The following is a 15223-nucleotide window of genomic DNA, read 5'->3' as shown; positions in this document are numbered from 1 at the left end:
CGTGAAACAAGGACCGGCCTTTAGGGTCGAGCTCATGAGTCTGCGTCTGAGCACCGTGATCCTTCCGTACCGCCGCTGGAACGAGGGCGGCCGTTCGGCCTGGGTGCGGGCCGAGCAGCTGGGCTTCCACACGGGGTACACCTACGACCACCTGTCCTGGCGCAGCTTCCGCGACGGCCCCTGGTTCGGTGCGATACCGACGCTGACCGCCGCCGCGTCCGTCACCGACCGGCTCCGGCTGGGCACGCTGGTGACCTCCCCGAACTTCCGGCACCCGGTGACGCTGGCCAAGGAGCTGATCTCCCTCGACGACATCTCCGGTGGCCGGGTCACCCTCGGCATCGGCGCGGGCGGCACCGGCTTCGACGCCACCGCGCTCGGGCAGGACCCCTGGACCCCGCGCGAGCGGGCCGACCGGCTCGCCGAGTTCGTCCCGCTCCTCGACCGGCTGCTGACCGAGGACGGCCCGGCCGGGGTGTCGTACGAGGGCGACTTCTACTCGGCGCACGAGGCCCGCAACATACCCGGCTGCGTCCAGCGCCCCCGGCTGCCCTTCGCGGTGGCCGCCACCGGCCCGCGCGGCCTGAGGCTCGCCGCGCGGCACGGCCAGGCGTGGGTGACCACCGGCGACCCCAAGCTGTACGAGAACGGCACGCCCGAGCAGTCGGTCGAGGCCTTGCGCGGACAGGTCGGAAAGCTGGCCGACGCCTGCGCCGCGATCGGCCGGGACACGGCCGGGCTCGACAAGATCCTGCTCACGGGCTTCACCCCGGACCGCGGCCGCCCCCTTCAGTCCCTGGACGCCTTCGTGGACTTCGCGGGCCGGCACCAGGAGCTGGGCTTCACCGAGATCGTGCTCCACTGGCCCATCCCCGACTCCGTCTTCGCGGCCGACGAGAAGGTCTTCGAGCAGATCGCCATGGAGGCCCCGGCACAGCTGCGCTGACCTCGGCCGAGTGCGGTCCGTGCACCGGCCGTGACTCAACTGTGCGAAGTCCCGCACGGCCGTGCGGGCATATGCGCGAGAATGGCGCGGTGACCTCAGCGACTCGACAGCCAGAGACCCCGGCCCGCGCCGTCCCGCCGCGGCTGATCGCCACCGATCTCGACGGCACCCTGCTGCGCGACGACAAGTCCGTCTCCCCCCGGACGGTCGCCGCGCTGGCCGCCGCCGAAGAGGCGGGGATCGAGGTCTTCTTCGTCACCGGCCGCCCCGCCCGCTGGATGGACGTCGTCAGCGAGCACGTCCACGGCCACGGCCTGGCGATCTGCGGCAACGGCGCCGCCGTGGTCGACCTGCACGGCGGCCCCGGCACCCACCGCTTCGTGAAGGTGCGCGAGCTGGCCAGGCCCAACGCGCTCGACGCCGTACGTCTGCTGCGCGACGCGGCCCCCGGCACGGTGTACGCGATCGAGCAGACGTACGGCTTCCACCAGGAGCCGGACTACCCGAAGCTCCACATGGAGATACCGGACGACCTCGCACCCGCCGAGGATCTGCTGGCCCCCGGTGGCGCGGCCCCCGACGAGCCCGTCCTGAAGATCCTGGCCTACCACCCCACGCTGGACCCAGACGCGTTCCTCACCGTCGCCCGCCTCGCCATCGGCGACGGGGCCACCGTCACCCGCTCCAGCCCCAGCGCCCTGCTGGAGATCAGCGGCCCCGGCGTCTCCAAGGCCAGCACGCTCGCCCTGTGCTGCGCCGAGCGCGGGATCTCCCACGAGGAGGTCGTCGCGTTCGGCGACATGCCCAACGACGTGGAGATGCTGACCTGGGCGGGCCAGTCCTACGCCATGGGCAACGCCCACCCGGCCGTCGTGGCCGCCGCCTCGGGACGGACAGTGGCCAACAACGAGGACGGGGTCGCCGTCATCATCGAGCGGCTGCTGGCGGAACGGCTGTAAGGGGTCGGGGCGCCCGGGGTCAGCGGGTGCCCGCCGGCGCCTCCGCCGCCGCCTCCCGCCGAGCCATCGCGCGCAGCGGACCGTCCACGGCGGCCAGCTCGGCGTACGGCCCTCGCTGCACCACCCGTCCCTCGTCCAGCACGACCACCTCGTCCACGGCCTCCAGCCCGGCCAGCCGGTGCGTGATGAGCACTGTCGTACGGCCCTCCGTGGCGGCCAGCAGATCGGCGGTGAGCGCGTCGGCCGTCGGCAGGTCCAGGTGCTCGGCGGGTTCGTCGAGCACCAGCACCGGAAAGTCGGCGAGCAGCGCACGGGCCAGCGCCAGGCGCTGCCGCTGACCGCCCGACAGCCGCGCCCCGTGCTCGCCGACCAGCGTGTCGAGCCCGTGGGGCAGTCCGTCCACCCAGTCGAGCAGCCGGGCCCGCGCGAGCGCGTGCCGCAGCTCCGCCTCGGTGGCGCCCTTCTTCGCCAGCAGCAGGTTCTCGCGTACGGAGCTGTCGAAGAGGTGGGCGTCCTGTGCGCACAGCCCGACCAGCCGCCGTACGTCGTCGCCTTCGAGCGCGCGGGCGTCGACACCCGCCAGCGTCCAGGAGCCCGCACGCGGATCGAGGAACCGCAGCAGCACCTGGGCGAGGGTCGTCTTGCCGGCCCCGGACGGTCCGACGACGGCCACGCGCCGGCCCTCGGCGAGCGTCAGATCCAGCCCTGTGAGGGCGTCCCGGTCCGCTCCCGGGTAGCGGGCGGTCAGCCCGTCGAGGACGACCGGGAACGGCGACGCGGGAGCCTGCCGGGGCCGTGCCGGTTCCCGTACGGGCTCGGGCGCGTCCAGCACCTCGTACACGCGCTCCGCGCTCCGGCGCACCCGCTGCCGGTACCGCACGGCGAGCGGCATGCCCAGTACGGCCTCGAATGCGGCCAGCGGGGTGAGGACGACCACGGCCATCGCCACACCGCTCAGCCGGTCCCCGGCGACCGCCTGGGCGCCCAGCAGGGCGGTGGCGGCGACGGTCAGGCCGGAGCACAGCGCGGTGAGCCCGTCGCCGAGCGCGGTGGCGGTGGCGGCGCGCCGCGCGATCCGGGTGAGGGTGCCGTCGGCTCGCCGCGCCTCCTCCGTACGGGCGGGCAGAGCACCGGCGACCGTCAGCTCGGCGGTGCCGGTCAGCAGGTCGGTCACCCGGGTCGCGAGCACTCCCCGGGCGGGCGCCAGCCGCCGCTCGGCACGCCGGGCCACGGCACCGGTCAGCAGCGGCACCCCGGCCCCGGCGGCCAGCAGTCCTGCCGCGAGCGCGGCCCCGGCCTCGGGGAGCAGCCACGCGGTGAAGCCGACGGAGGCGGCGGACACGGCCACCGCGACACCGGCGGGCAGCAGCCAGCGCAGCCAGTAGTCCTGCAACGCGTCCACGTCGGCGACCAGCCGGGTCAGCAGGTCGCCCCGCCGGGTCCGCCGCAGTCCGGCGGGGGCCAGCCGCTCCAGCCGCCGGTACACGGCGACCCGGGTGTCGGCCAGCATCCGCAGCACGGCGTCGTGCGACACCAGCCGTTCCGCGTACCGGAACACCGCCCGCCCGATCCCGAAGGCCCGCGTCGCCGTCACGGCCACCATCAGATAGAGCACGGGCGGCTGCTGCGAGGCCCGGGAGATGAGCCACCCGGAGGTCGCCATCAGCCCCACGGCGCTGCCGAGCGCCAGCGATCCGAGCAGGAGCGCCAGCGCGAGCCGTGCGCGGCGGGGACCGGCGAGGGCACGGACGCGGCCGAGGACGTCCCCCGAGGACACCGCGAGGTCGGTCGCGGGCTCGTTATCCGCGAGAGTGCCGTTCGGTGTCTGTCCCGTTCCCGTGGCCGCGGACGTCCGCGACTGGGAATCCGCGGACACGGGGGACGCGGGGGACTCGGCCACCTCCAGCCGCACCACCCGGTCCGCCACCTCCAACAGCGCCGGCCGGTGCACCACCAGCAGCACGGTCCGCCCCACGGCCAGCCGCCGGACCGCCGCCACCACGTCGGCCTCCGTCGCGCCGTCCAGCGCGGCCGTCGGCTCGTCCAGCAGCAGCACGGGCCGGTCGGCGAGGAAGGCCCGGGCCAGCGCGAGCCGCTGGCGCTGGCCGGCGGACAGCCCGGCCCCGTCCTCGCCGAGCACCGTCGCGACACCCTCGGGCAGCGCGTCCACGAACTCCAGCGCCCCCGCGTCCCGCAGCGCCCGGCGTACCGCCTCGTCGTCCGCGCCGGGGCGGGCCAGCCGTACGTTCTCCGCGATCGTCCCGGCGTACAGGTGCGGCCGCTGCGGCACCCACGCGATCCGCGACCGCCACTGCGCGGGGTCGAGGCCGGCGAGATCGACTCCCCCGATCCGCACCTGGCCCGCATCGGGCCGTACGAACCCCAGCAGCACGTTCAGCAGCGTCGACTTGCCCACGCCGCTGGGCCCGACCAGCGCCACCGTCTCCCCGGGTTCGAGCGTGAAAGACACATCCGTCACCGCGTCCCCGGAGCGCCCCGGATAGCGGACGGTCACCCCTTCGAAGGCCACCTCGAAGGCCGCATCGAGGGCCGAGGCACCCGACGGCACCGCACCGGTCCCGGCCGCCGGAACGGGCGTCTCCAGCACGGCGAAGATGTCCTCGGCCGCCGCGAGCCCCTCCGCCGCCGCGTGGTACTGCGCGCCGACCTGGCGCAGCGGCAGATACGCCTCCGGCGCCAGCACCAGGACGACCAGACCGGTGTACAGGTCCATGTCGCCGTGGACCAGGCGCATGCCGATCGTCACGGCGACCAGCGCGACGGAGAGCGTGGCGAGCAGTTCCAGCGCGAAGGAGGAGATGAAGGCGATCCGCAGGGTCCGCAGGGTCGCCTCCCGGTACTCACCGGTGATGCGCCGGATGGACTCGGCCTGCGCCTTGGCCCGCCCGAACACCTTCAGCGTGGGCAGCCCTGCCACGACGTCCAGGAAGTGCCCCGAGAGCCGGGACAGCAGCCGCCACTGGCGGTCCATGCGGGACTGGGTGGCCCAGCCGATCAGCACCATGAAGAGCGGGACGAGCGGCAGCGTGCCGGCGATGATGGCCGCCGACACCCAGTCCTCGGTGACGATCCTCGTGAGCACCGCGACCGGTACGACCACCGCGAGCCCCAACTGCGGGAGATAGCGCGAGAAGTAGTCGTCCAGGGCGTCGACGCCCCGGGTGGCCAGCGTGACCAGCGAGCCGGTCCGCTGCCCGCTCAGCCACCCGGGACCGAGCGCCGCCGCCCGATCGAGGAGCCGTCCGCGCAGTTCCGACTTCACCGCCGCACTGGCCCGGTGCGCGGCCAGCTCGGTGAGCCAGGAGACCAGGGCACGCCCGGCCGCCACGGCCGCCAACAGCAGCAGGGGAGTGCTCAGCTCACCGGCCGGCCGGCCGTGCTGGAAGGCTCCGACCACCACCTCGGCGATGAGCATGGCCTGGGCGATGACCAGTCCCGCTCCTATGGCACCCAGGCCGACGACCGCCACCAGGAACAGCCGGGTGGCGCGGGCGTACCGGAGGAGACGCGGATCGATCGGTTTCACGTGAAACACACCTCAGTGCGCGGCTTCGGCGATGTGCTGCGTCCCGATCCGCTTCCGGAACACCCAGTAGGTCCACCCCTGGTACAGCAGCACGATCGGCGTGGCGATCGCCGCGCACCAGGTCATGATCTTCAAGGTGTACGGGCTGGACGAGGCGTTGGTGACCGTGAGGCTCCAGTGCTCGTTGAGCGTGGACGGCATGACGTTCGGGAAGAGCGACAGGAAGAGCATCGCGACCGCGGCCACGATGGTGACCCCGGACAGGGCGAACGACCATCCCTCACGCCCGGCCTGGTTCGCCACGAGTGCCGCGACCAGCGCGGCGACCGCCACGACCAGGGCGACCAGGCTCTTGCCGTCCCCGCTGTCGGCCTGCGTCCACAGCAGGAAGGCCAGCGCCAGCACGGCGGCGACAAGGCCGACCCGAAGAGCGGTCTTCCGTGCCCGCGTCCGGATGTCCCCGACGGTCTTCAGGGCCGTGAACACCGCGCCGTGGAAGGTGAACAGCGTCAGGGTGACCAGTCCGCCGAGCAGCGCGTACGGGTTCAGCAGGTCCACCAGGTTCCCGGTGTACTCGAAGTGCTGGTCGATCTTCACGCCCCGCACGATGTTGCCGAAGGCCACGCCCCACAGGAGGGCCGGGATCAGCGAGGTCCAGAAGATCGCCGTCTCCCAGTTGCGCTGCCAGTTCTCCTCGGGCCGCTTCGCGCGGTACTCGAAGGCGACGCCCCGGACGATCAGACAGACCAGGATGACCAGCAGCGGCAGGTAGAAGCCGGAGAACAGGGTGGCGTACCACTCGGGGAAGGCGGCGAAGGTCGCGCCGCCCGCGGTGAGCAGCCACACCTCGTTGCCGTCCCAGACGGGACCGATGGTGTTGATCAGCACCCGCCGCTCGGGCCGGTCACGGGCGAGCAGCTTGGTGAGGATGCCGACCCCGAAGTCGAAACCCTCGAGGAAGAAGTAGCCGGTCCACAGGACGGCTATCAGGACGAACCAGACGTCGTGAAGTTCCATGACAGTGCAGCTCCCTTGACCCGAGGCCTAGTACGAGAAGGCCATCGGCTTGTCGGCGTCACGGGTGTCGCCGCCGATCTTCGTGGGCGGGTTGAGGTCGGCCTCGGTGAGCTCGGGCGGTCCGGCCTTGACGTACTTCACGAGCAGCTTGACCTCGATGACGGCGAGGACGGCGTACAGCGTGGTGAAGACGATCATCGAGGTGAGGACCTCGCCCTGGGAGACACCGGGGGAGACCGCCTGGCGGGTCTGGAGGACGCCGTAGACGACCCACGGCTGGCGGCCCATCTCGGTGAAGATCCAGCCCCAGGAGTTGGCGATCAGCGGGAAGGCCAGCGTCCAGATGGCGATGCGCCAGCACCAGGTGGTGAGCTTGGGGCCGAGCGCCTTGTTCGGGAGCAGGACCAGGTGCGGCACCTCGTCGTCGCCCACCCGCAGGTGCTGCGGCAGCAGGAACTTCTTGCGGGTCAGCCACAGCCCGGCCAGGCCGATGGCGAAGGACGCCATGCCGAAGCCGATCATCCAGCGGAAGCCCCAGAAGGCGACGGGGATGTTGGGCCGGTAGTCACCGGGCCCGAACTTCTGCTGCTCGGCCTTGTTGACGTCGTTGATGCCGGGCACGTACGAGCTGAAGTCGTCGTTGGCGAGGAAGGACAGCAGGCCCGGTATCTCGATGGCCACGGTGTTGTGGCCCTTGTCGACATCGCCGTAGGCGAAGATCGAGAACGGCGCCGGCTTCTGGCCGTCCCACAGCGCCTCGGCGGCCGCCATCTTCATCGGCTGCTGCTTGAACATCACCTTGCCGAGGGTGTCTCCGCTGACCGCCGTGAGCAGGCCCGCGATGACGACCGTGACCAGGCCGAGCCGCAGCGAGGTCTTCATCTCGCGGACGTGCTTCTTGCGGGTGAGGTGGTAGGCGGAGATGCCGACCATGAAGGCGCCGCCGGTCAGGAAGGCCGCGGAGAGGGTGTGAAAGGCCTGGCTGAGCGCGGTGTTCTGGGTCAGCACCGCCCAGAAGTCGGTGAGTTCCGCGCGGCCCTTCGCCTTGTTGATCCGGTAGCCGACGGGGTGCTGCATCCACGAGTTGGCCGCGAGGATGAAGTACGCCGACAGGACCGTGCCGAGCGAGACCATCCAGATGCAGGCCAGATGGATCTTCTTGGGCAGCTTGTCCCAGCCGAAGATCCACAGGCCGATGAAGGTGGACTCGAAGAAGAACGCGATCAGGGCCTCGAAGGCGAGCGGGGCGCCGAAGATGTCGCCGACGAAGCGCGAGTAGTCGGACCAGTTCATACCGAACTGGAACTCCTGCACGATGCCGGTGACGACCCCCATCGCGATGTTGATCAGGAAGAGCTTGCCCCAGAACTTGGTGGCCCTGAGGTACTTCTCCTTCTCCGTGCGCACCCACGCCGTCTGCAGCCCGGCCGTGAGGGCGGCCAGTGAGATCGTCAGGGGGACGAACAGGAAGTGGTAGACGGTGGTGATGCCGAACTGCCAGCGCGCCAGCGTCTCCGGCGCCAAAGCCAACTCCACGTCGCCGGCCTCCTTACTCGACAGGCTTGTGAATGCGTTCACATTCACAAGCCATTATGACGCATGGCCGTCCGACACCGGAGAGGGGGGTCCTTCAGCCGGGCCGACCGTTCCCACCAGGCAGGATCCGGCCGGCCCGTGGCCCGTCTAGGACTCCTTGCGGAACGCTTCCGCCACCTTCAGGAAGATGTCGTTCGCCTCGGTCTCCCCGATGGTCACCCGCACACCCTCGCCCGGGAACGGCCGGACCACGACACCGTGCTGCTCAGAGGCCTCCGCGAACGCGACCGTACGCTCCCCCAGCCGCAGCCAGACGAAGTTGGCCTGGGTCTCGGGCACGGTCCAGCCCTGGGCGCGCAGCGTGTCGACCACGCGGTTGCGCTCGCACACCAGCGAGCCGACCCGGCCGAGCAGCTCGTCCTCCGCGCGCAGCGAGGCGATCGCCGCCTCCTGCGCCAGCTGGCTCACGCCGAAGGGCACCGCCGTCTTCCGCAGCGCCGCCGCCACCGGCTCATGGGCGATCGCGAAGCCGACCCGCAGCCCGGCGAGACCGTACGCCTTGGAGAACGTCCGCAGCACGCAGACGTTCGGCCGGCTCCGGTAGAACTCGACACCGTCGGGCACCTCGGGGTCCCTGATGAACTCCCGGTAGGCCTCGTCCAGCACCACCAGCACATCGCGGGGCACCCGGTCGAGGAAGCGCTCCAGCTCGGCCCGCCGCACGACGGTGCCCGTCGGGTTGTTGGGGTTGCAGACGAAAATCAGCCGGGTCCGGTCGGTGATCGCGTCCGCCATCGCGTCCAGGTCGTGCACATCGCCCGGCGTGAGCGGCACCTGCACCGACCGCGCCCCGCTGATCTGCGTGATGATCGGGTACGCCTCGAAGGACCGCCAGGCGTAGATCACTTCGTCGCCCGGCCCGCTGGTGGCCTGGATCAGCTGCTGGGCGACGCCCACGGAGCCGGTGCCGGTGGCCAGGTGGGAGACCGGCACGCCGAAGCGGTCCGACAGCTCCTCCATCAGGCCGGAGCACGCCATGTCCGGGTAGCGGTTGAAGGAGCAGGCCGCCGCCGTCACGGTCTCCATCACCCCGGGCAGCGGCGGGTAGGGGTTCTCGTTGGAGGACAGCTTGTACGCGACCGGGCCACCGGCCGCGGCGGGCTTGCCCGGCTTGTAGGTGGGGATACCCTCCAGCTCGGCGCGCAGCTTGGGGCTCGTCTCGCTCACCGCAGTCCTCCTCGCGACCACCGGCGGACCGTCAGCGCCGCCGGCTTCCAATACTCCTCACCTTAAGAGGATTCGGCGTTTCTGCGTACAGCTGAGCGATGACCTCCTGCGGCTCGCCGCACCATGCGCTCCGCCACACCGGCATCACGGGCATCACCACCCCAAGGCGTACGTATCGGGGGCGCGCCGCACATATATCTATGCGCCGGTGGCTCGCGCCCTGGCGCGCATCACCCATGAAGGTGAGTTGAGACCTCTTCGAGACATCGGACACTTAGCAGGCCTATCCGCGCCGACAAGTCACGTCTTGCCTTTGGAACGTTCAACTACCTTTGTTTCCAAGGTAGTTGACCCTCTATGACCATGCAGAAACGTGCCTGTCAACGCGTGCATATGCGTCCGCACTACCCCACCGCATGAGCCCTACTATCGGCTCGCCATGACAGCAGCAGGGAAGCACCAGGTGAGCCGCGCGGAAACCTCACGTCGAGGCAGTCGGCCGGGCCGGGCGGGCATCAGAGACGTCGCCGCCGCCGCCGGGGTCTCCATCACAACCGTCTCCGACGCCCTCAACGGCAAGGGCCGGCTCCCGGACGCCACCCGCCGCCATGTCCGCGAGGTCGCCGACCGGCTGGGGTACCGTCCCTCGGCCGCCGCCCGCACACTCCGTACCGGCAAATCCGGTCTGATCGGCCTGACCGTGACGACCTACGGGGATGAACCTTTCACCTTCACCGAGTTCGCGTACTTCGCCGAGATGGCCCGCGCGGCCACCTCGGCCGCGCTCGCCCGCGGCTACGCCCTCGTGATCCTGCCCGCGACCTCCCGCCACGACGTGTGGTCGAACGTCGCCCTGGACGGCACGGTCGTCATCGACCCCTCCGACAAGGATCCCGTGGTCAGCGAGCTGGTCCGGCAGGGCCTGCCGGTCGTCTCGGACGGCCGCCCCGCCGGATCCCTCCCGGTCACCGCCTGGGTCGACAACGACCACGAGGCCGCGGTCCTCGGCATCCTCGACCACCTCGCCGCCGCCGGGGCCCGCAGGATCGGCCTGCTCACCGGAACGACCACGGACACCTACACGCACCTGTCGACCAGCGCGTACCTGAACTGGTGCGAGCGGGTCGGCCAGGACCCGGTGTACGAGGCCTACCCTGCGCACGACCCCTGCGCCGGCGCCGTCGCCGCCGACCGGCTGCTCGCCCGGCCCGACCGGCCGGACGCCGTCTACGGCCTGTTCGACCCGAACGGCACCGACCTGCTGGCCGCCGCCCGCCGCTACGGCCTGCGCGTCCCGGACGACCTGCTCCTGGTCTGCTGCAGCGAGTCCACCGTGTACGCCAACACCGAGCCGCCCATCACCACGCTCTCCCTCAAGCCCCGCCGCATCGGCACGGCCGTGGTCCAGTTACTCATCGACGCCATCGAGGGCGTGGATTCGGACCACCCGGTGGAGCAGGTGATACCGACGGAGCTGATCGTGCGCACCTCCTCCCAGCGCCGGCCTCCCCGCACCACCATCAGCCCGCCCCGCGCGCCGGAGAGGAGCTGACGGCCGGCCCCGGCGCCGCGACGGAGGAGAAGTGTCCGGAGACCCGCCGACGGCCCGAGGGGGGACCGCAGGCGGCCGGCATCGGGATCAGCAGTCGGCCGAACCCCGGCCCAAACGGGGCGAAAGCCGCGGTGAACCGGCGTCTCGCTCCGATTCACCACCCCTGGGTCATCACACGGCGCGATCCGCATTCCTATGATGGGCCCACGACACCGCGGGGGCCGCTGCGACCAGGCAGTCCGATGCGGTGCAGATGCGGCGCGATGGTGGAGGGGTCTGATGACTCAGGGGGCCGGTCAGGGACCCGAGGTGGAGCGGACGGCGACGTTGCGCGACTTCCGGGTGCCCGCGTACGTCAACGAGACCGGTCCGTACGTGCGCAGCACCCATCCCGGCGACACCGCGCCCGCCGTCGAGGAGGCGTACCCCGAGGGGTACACGCCCACCGAGCGCGACCTGCCGGTCATCAACCGTGGCGACACCGTCCAGGTGACCGTCGAGCCCGGCCCCGCACCGGCCGTGCAGCCCAACACCGGGCCGGGCCCGCTGTACGTCGTCGGCGACGTGCACGGCTACCTCGACGAGCTGATCGCCGCCCTCCAGGAGAAGGGCCTGATCGACGCCGCCGGCCAGTGGTGCGCGGGCACCGCCCGGCTGTGGTTCCTCGGTGACTTCACCGACCGCGGCCCGGACGGCATCGGCGTCATCGACCTGGTCATGCGGCTGTCCGCCGAGGCCGCCGCGGCCGGCGGCTACTGCAAGGCGCTCATGGGCAACCACGAGCTGCTGCTGCTGGGCGCCAAGCGGTTCGGCGACACCCCCGTCAACTCGGGCGCCGGCACCGCCACCTTCCAGGCGGCCTGGCTGCTCAACGGCGGCCAGAAGACCGACATGGACCGCCTCCAGGACCACCACCTGCAGTGGATGGCCCGCCTGGACGCCGTCGAGGAGGTCGACGGCTACCTGCTCGTCCACTCCGACACCACCGCCTATCTCGACTACGGCGACTCCATCGAAGGGGTCAACGACACCGTCCGCGAGACCATCACGCGCAACGACGCGGACGAAGTCTGGGACCTGTTCCGCAAGTTCACCAAGCGTTTCTCCTTCCGCGAGGGCGGCGCCGAAGCAGTGCGCTCCCTCCTCGATACGTACGGCGGCACCCGCATCGTTCACGGCCACAGCCCCATCCCCTACCTCCTGGGCGAGGTCGGCTCCGAGGACGAGGACGAGGACACCGGCCCCGTGGTCGAGGGACCCCACGTCTACGCGGACGGGCTGGCCATCGCGATGGACGGCGGAGTGACCATGGCCGGAAAGCTGCTGGTCCAGCAACTTCCCCTGGGTGGCTGAGCGTTCGCCGGGCAGGCGTTCACCCGGCGGCGTTCGTGCAGGCCGGCACCCAATTTCTGGCAACCCCCTGTCACCACGCGCCGTGACGGCTCTACCATCGGCTTATCCGTAGCAGGCTCCCCTCCGTTTCTGCCCGACGGCTCGTCGACGTGCGAGCCCCAAGCCCTACGGAGCATCGGGGGATGCACATGAACAGCGTTCCGCAGCACCTGCTGAGCGAGGACCGCCAGGAATACGAGCGGATCCTCGATGAGGCGCTGCGCTCCGCACCACACCGCCCGGAACTGGCCGCTGTAGGACAGCGGCTCAACCCCGAACAACTGCGCACCATGGCGCTCAACGCCACCGCACTCATCACGGCGGCCGCAGCGACCGAGTACCAGCACTACGTGAAGGTCCGCGAGGAACTGCGCCGGCCGGCGCCGCCCGTCCCGTCCTCCGTACCCCTGTCCGAGCCCGCGGAGCCGGTCACGGGTCCGATGGGACTGGCCACCTCCCTGGGCGAGGCCGCCGAGACCGCCGGCGCGGGCGCCGTCGCCGTCGTCGCGGTCCTCGCTCCCGTGCTCGCCGGCACCGCCGCGGCGATCTTCCTCCTCGTCGGCTACATATTGAAAATGCTGGACCCGGCTCCGGCCTTCGCCCAGACGATGATCACCACCGGCTGGGTGTTCGGCGCCATGACGGCGGCCGCAATCCTGGTCGCCGCCGTCGGCCTGCTCCTCACCGCCCTGCGCAACAACCCCTCGCTCGACGGACCCCATGGGGAGGCGACCGAGGAAGTGACCCGGGCCAGGGAAGCCTGGCACGAGGCCCTGCTGGAGCGCGGCATCCTGCCCTTCCTCCAGGAAGCGCTCGCCACCCCCGGCACCGGCGCACTGCACCGCATGACCCCGCCGGGGCCGACCGGACGCATGCCCCGGCTCGGCTACGGCCGACCGGGATTCAGCAGCCCCGACGACGGCACCACCCCTGGCCCGCGCCCGAGCTTCAGCAGCCCGGACTACACGAGCCCGGACTTCGGCGGCCCGGAGCACCAGCCGGAATGACCCCCGGCTTGCGCCCCCGGCCGGGGGCGCAAGCCGGACAGGCGGCGCCTCCGCGTCAGTCCACGACCGGCAGATAGACCCGGTTCCCCGCTGCCGCGAACTCCTTCGACTTCTGCGCCATACCCTCCTCGATCTCGGCCTGGCTTCCACCGTGCTCACGCCTGATGTCGTGTGAGATCTTCATGCTGCAGAACTTCGGCCCGCACATGGAGCAGAAGTGGGCCGTCTTGGCGGGCTCGGCCGGAAGCGTCTCGTCGTGGAACTCCCGTGCCGTGTCCGGGTCGAGGGCGAGGTTGAACTGGTCCTCCCACCGGAACTCGAAGCGGGCGTCGGACAGCGCGTCGTCCCATTCCTGGGCACCCGGGTGCCCCTTGGCGAGGTCGGCTGCGTGGGCGGCGATCTTGTAGGTGATGACGCCGGTCTTGACGTCGTCACGGTTGGGCAGGCCCAAGTGCTCCTTGGGCGTGACATAGCAGAGCATCGCCGTGCCCCACCAGGCGATCATCGCGGCACCGATGCCGGAGGTGATGTGGTCGTACGCCGGTGCGACGTCTGTCGTCAGCGGGCCGAGCGTATAGAACGGAGCTTCATCGCAGATCTCCTGCTGAAGGTCGATGTTCTCCTTGATCTTGTGCATCGGGACGTGTCCCGGGCCCTCGATCATGGTCTGTACGTTGTAACGCTTGGCGATCCGGTTGAGTTCCCCGAGAGTTCGGAGTTCCGCGAACTGGGCCTCGTCGTTGGCGTCCGCGATCGAACCGGGCCTGAGCCCGTCGCCCAGCGAGTACGTGACGTCGTAGGCGGCGAGGATCTCGCAGAGCTCCTCGAAGTTCTCGTACAGGAACGACTCCTTGTGGTGCGCCAGGCACCAGGCCGCCATGATCGAGCCGCCGCGCGAGACGATGCCAGTCTTGCGGTTCGCGGTCAGCGGCACGTACGCCAGACGCACACCGGCGTGGACGGTCATGTAGTCCACGCCCTGCTCGGCCTGCTCGATGACCGTGTCCTTGTAGACGTCCCAGGTCAGTTCCTCGGCCTTGCCGTCGACCTTCTCCAGTGCCTGGTAGAGCGGCACCGTGCCGATGGGGACGGGGGAGTTGCGCAGCACCCACTCGCGGGTGGTGTGGATGTTGCGGCCGGTGGACAGGTCCATGACCGTGTCGGCGCCCCAGCGGGTCGCCCAGGTCATCTTCTCGACCTCCTCCTCGATGGAGGACGTCACCGCCGAGTTGCCGATGTTGGCGTTGACCTTCACCAGGAACCGCTTGCCGATGATCATCGGCTCGATCTCCGGGTGGTTGACGTTGGCGGGCAACACGGCCCGGCCCGCCGCGATCTCCTCGCGGACGACCTCGGGAGAAACGTTCTCCCTCAGCGCCACGAACTCCATCTCGGGCGTGATCTCACCTCGACGGGCATAGGCGAGCTGGGTGACCGCCTGGCCGTCCCGGCCCCTGCGCGGCTGGCGGGGCCGTCCGGGGAAGACCGCGTCGAGGTTGCGCAGGCCACCCCGCGGCGAGGTGTGCTTGATCCCGTCGTCCTCAGGACGGACGGGACGGCCCGCGTACTCCTCGGTGTCACCGCGGCCGATGATCCAGTTCTCCCGCAGCGGCGAAAGACCCCTGCGGACGTCGGTCTCGACGAGTGGATCGGTGTACGGGCCGGAGGTGTCGTACAGCGTGACCGACTGCCCGTTGGTGAGGTGCACCTGACGGACCGGCACCCGCAGGTCGGGGCGTGAGCCCTCGACATACCCCTTGTGCCAGCCGATGGACTTCCCGGCCTCCCCGTCGCTGGAGAGCTGCGTGGAGGCAGGCGTGCGTGCGTCCTTGTTGGTCATAAGACCTACTCCCTACGCCGGCATTACCCGGTAACAGGTTCGGCGGTCGACGCAGCGGTTTCCGTCTGTCGGTGTTCCACGTGAAACATCGCGAAGACGGAGGTCAGCGCCCTCTCAGCCCGGTGCTCCGAGCTCCCGCGTGTGCAAAGGTGCCTCCACGCTAGCGTCATTTGTGGCGCGGTGAACAGTGCGCCTCTGCC

10 protein-coding genes and 1 riboswitch are annotated in these 15223 nt (G+C 70.7%); of the genes, 5 read left to right on the top strand and 5 right to left on the bottom strand.

The genetic code is table 11. The features are described from left to right. Nucleotides 1-34 precede the first annotated feature (34 nt). Complete coding sequence (locus ABZ915_RS10515) at nucleotides 35-946, top strand: LLM class flavin-dependent oxidoreductase (RefSeq protein WP_361799002.1); 912 nt, start codon at nucleotides 35-37, stop codon at nucleotides 944-946. A gap of 71 nt (nucleotides 947-1017) precedes the next feature. Then, a complete protein-coding gene (locus ABZ915_RS10510; RefSeq protein ID WP_361798999.1) occupies nucleotides 1018-1905 on the top strand; it encodes an HAD hydrolase family protein in 888 nt (295 codons plus the stop codon). Between the two features lie 19 nt (nucleotides 1906-1924). Here the strand turns inward: ABZ915_RS10510 and cydD are convergent, their stop codons facing one another. From cydD to hisC, 4 genes are all read right to left on the bottom strand, one after another. Further along, nucleotides 1925-5452 carry a thiol reductant ABC exporter subunit CydD gene (cydD, locus tag ABZ915_RS10505; RefSeq protein ID WP_361798996.1) on the bottom strand — a complete coding sequence of 1176 codons (3528 nt, stop codon included), beginning with the start codon at nucleotides 5450-5452 and terminating at the stop codon, nucleotides 1925-1927. 12 nt (nucleotides 5453-5464) lie between these two features. Then, nucleotides 5465-6469 carry a cytochrome d ubiquinol oxidase subunit II gene (cydB, locus tag ABZ915_RS10500; RefSeq protein ID WP_361798993.1) on the bottom strand — a complete coding sequence of 335 codons (1005 nt, stop codon included), beginning with the start codon at nucleotides 6467-6469 and terminating at the stop codon, nucleotides 5465-5467. A 27-nt stretch (nucleotides 6470-6496) separates the two neighbouring features. Continuing rightward, the gene (locus tag ABZ915_RS10495) at nucleotides 6497-8005 is read right to left on the bottom strand and encodes a cytochrome ubiquinol oxidase subunit I (RefSeq protein WP_361798990.1); all 1509 of its coding nucleotides are present in this window, start codon (nucleotides 8003-8005) and stop codon (nucleotides 6497-6499) included. Between the two features lie 147 nt (nucleotides 8006-8152). Then, nucleotides 8153-9232 carry a histidinol-phosphate transaminase gene (hisC, locus tag ABZ915_RS10490; protein WP_361798988.1) on the bottom strand — a complete coding sequence of 360 codons (1080 nt, stop codon included), beginning with the start codon at nucleotides 9230-9232 and terminating at the stop codon, nucleotides 8153-8155. A gap of 439 nt (nucleotides 9233-9671) precedes the next feature. On the opposite strand from hisC, the gene ABZ915_RS10485 reads away from it, so the two are divergent. From ABZ915_RS10485 to ABZ915_RS10475, 3 genes are all read left to right on the top strand, one after another. After that, nucleotides 9672-10784, top strand: a complete 1113-nt coding sequence (locus tag ABZ915_RS10485; protein WP_361798985.1) for a LacI family DNA-binding transcriptional regulator — start codon at nucleotides 9672-9674, stop codon at nucleotides 10782-10784. 279 nt (nucleotides 10785-11063) lie between these two features. Then, nucleotides 11064-12137 carry a metallophosphoesterase family protein gene (locus ABZ915_RS10480; protein ID WP_361798982.1) on the top strand — a complete coding sequence of 358 codons (1074 nt, stop codon included), beginning with the start codon at nucleotides 11064-11066 and terminating at the stop codon, nucleotides 12135-12137. A 182-nt stretch (nucleotides 12138-12319) separates the two neighbouring features. Beyond that, nucleotides 12320-13183, top strand: coding sequence for a hypothetical protein (locus ABZ915_RS10475; RefSeq protein ID WP_361798979.1), 864 nt, complete (start codon nucleotides 12320-12322; stop codon nucleotides 13181-13183). Nucleotides 13184-13238: 55 nt separating this feature from the next. Here the strand turns inward: ABZ915_RS10475 and thiC are convergent, their stop codons facing one another. Next, complete coding sequence (gene thiC / locus ABZ915_RS10470; protein WP_361798976.1) at nucleotides 13239-15023, bottom strand: phosphomethylpyrimidine synthase ThiC; 1785 nt, start codon at nucleotides 15021-15023, stop codon at nucleotides 13239-13241. Next, nucleotides 15016-15172: riboswitch (TPP riboswitch) on the bottom strand. (Overlaps the previous gene by 8 nt.) Between the last annotated feature and the right edge of the window lie 51 nt (nucleotides 15173-15223).

This window comes from Streptomyces sp. NPDC046915, assembly GCF_040644935.1.
Lineage (GTDB): Bacteria > Actinomycetota > Actinomycetes > Streptomycetales > Streptomycetaceae > Streptomyces.
This window is presented reverse-complemented; position numbering and strand designations above follow the sequence as displayed.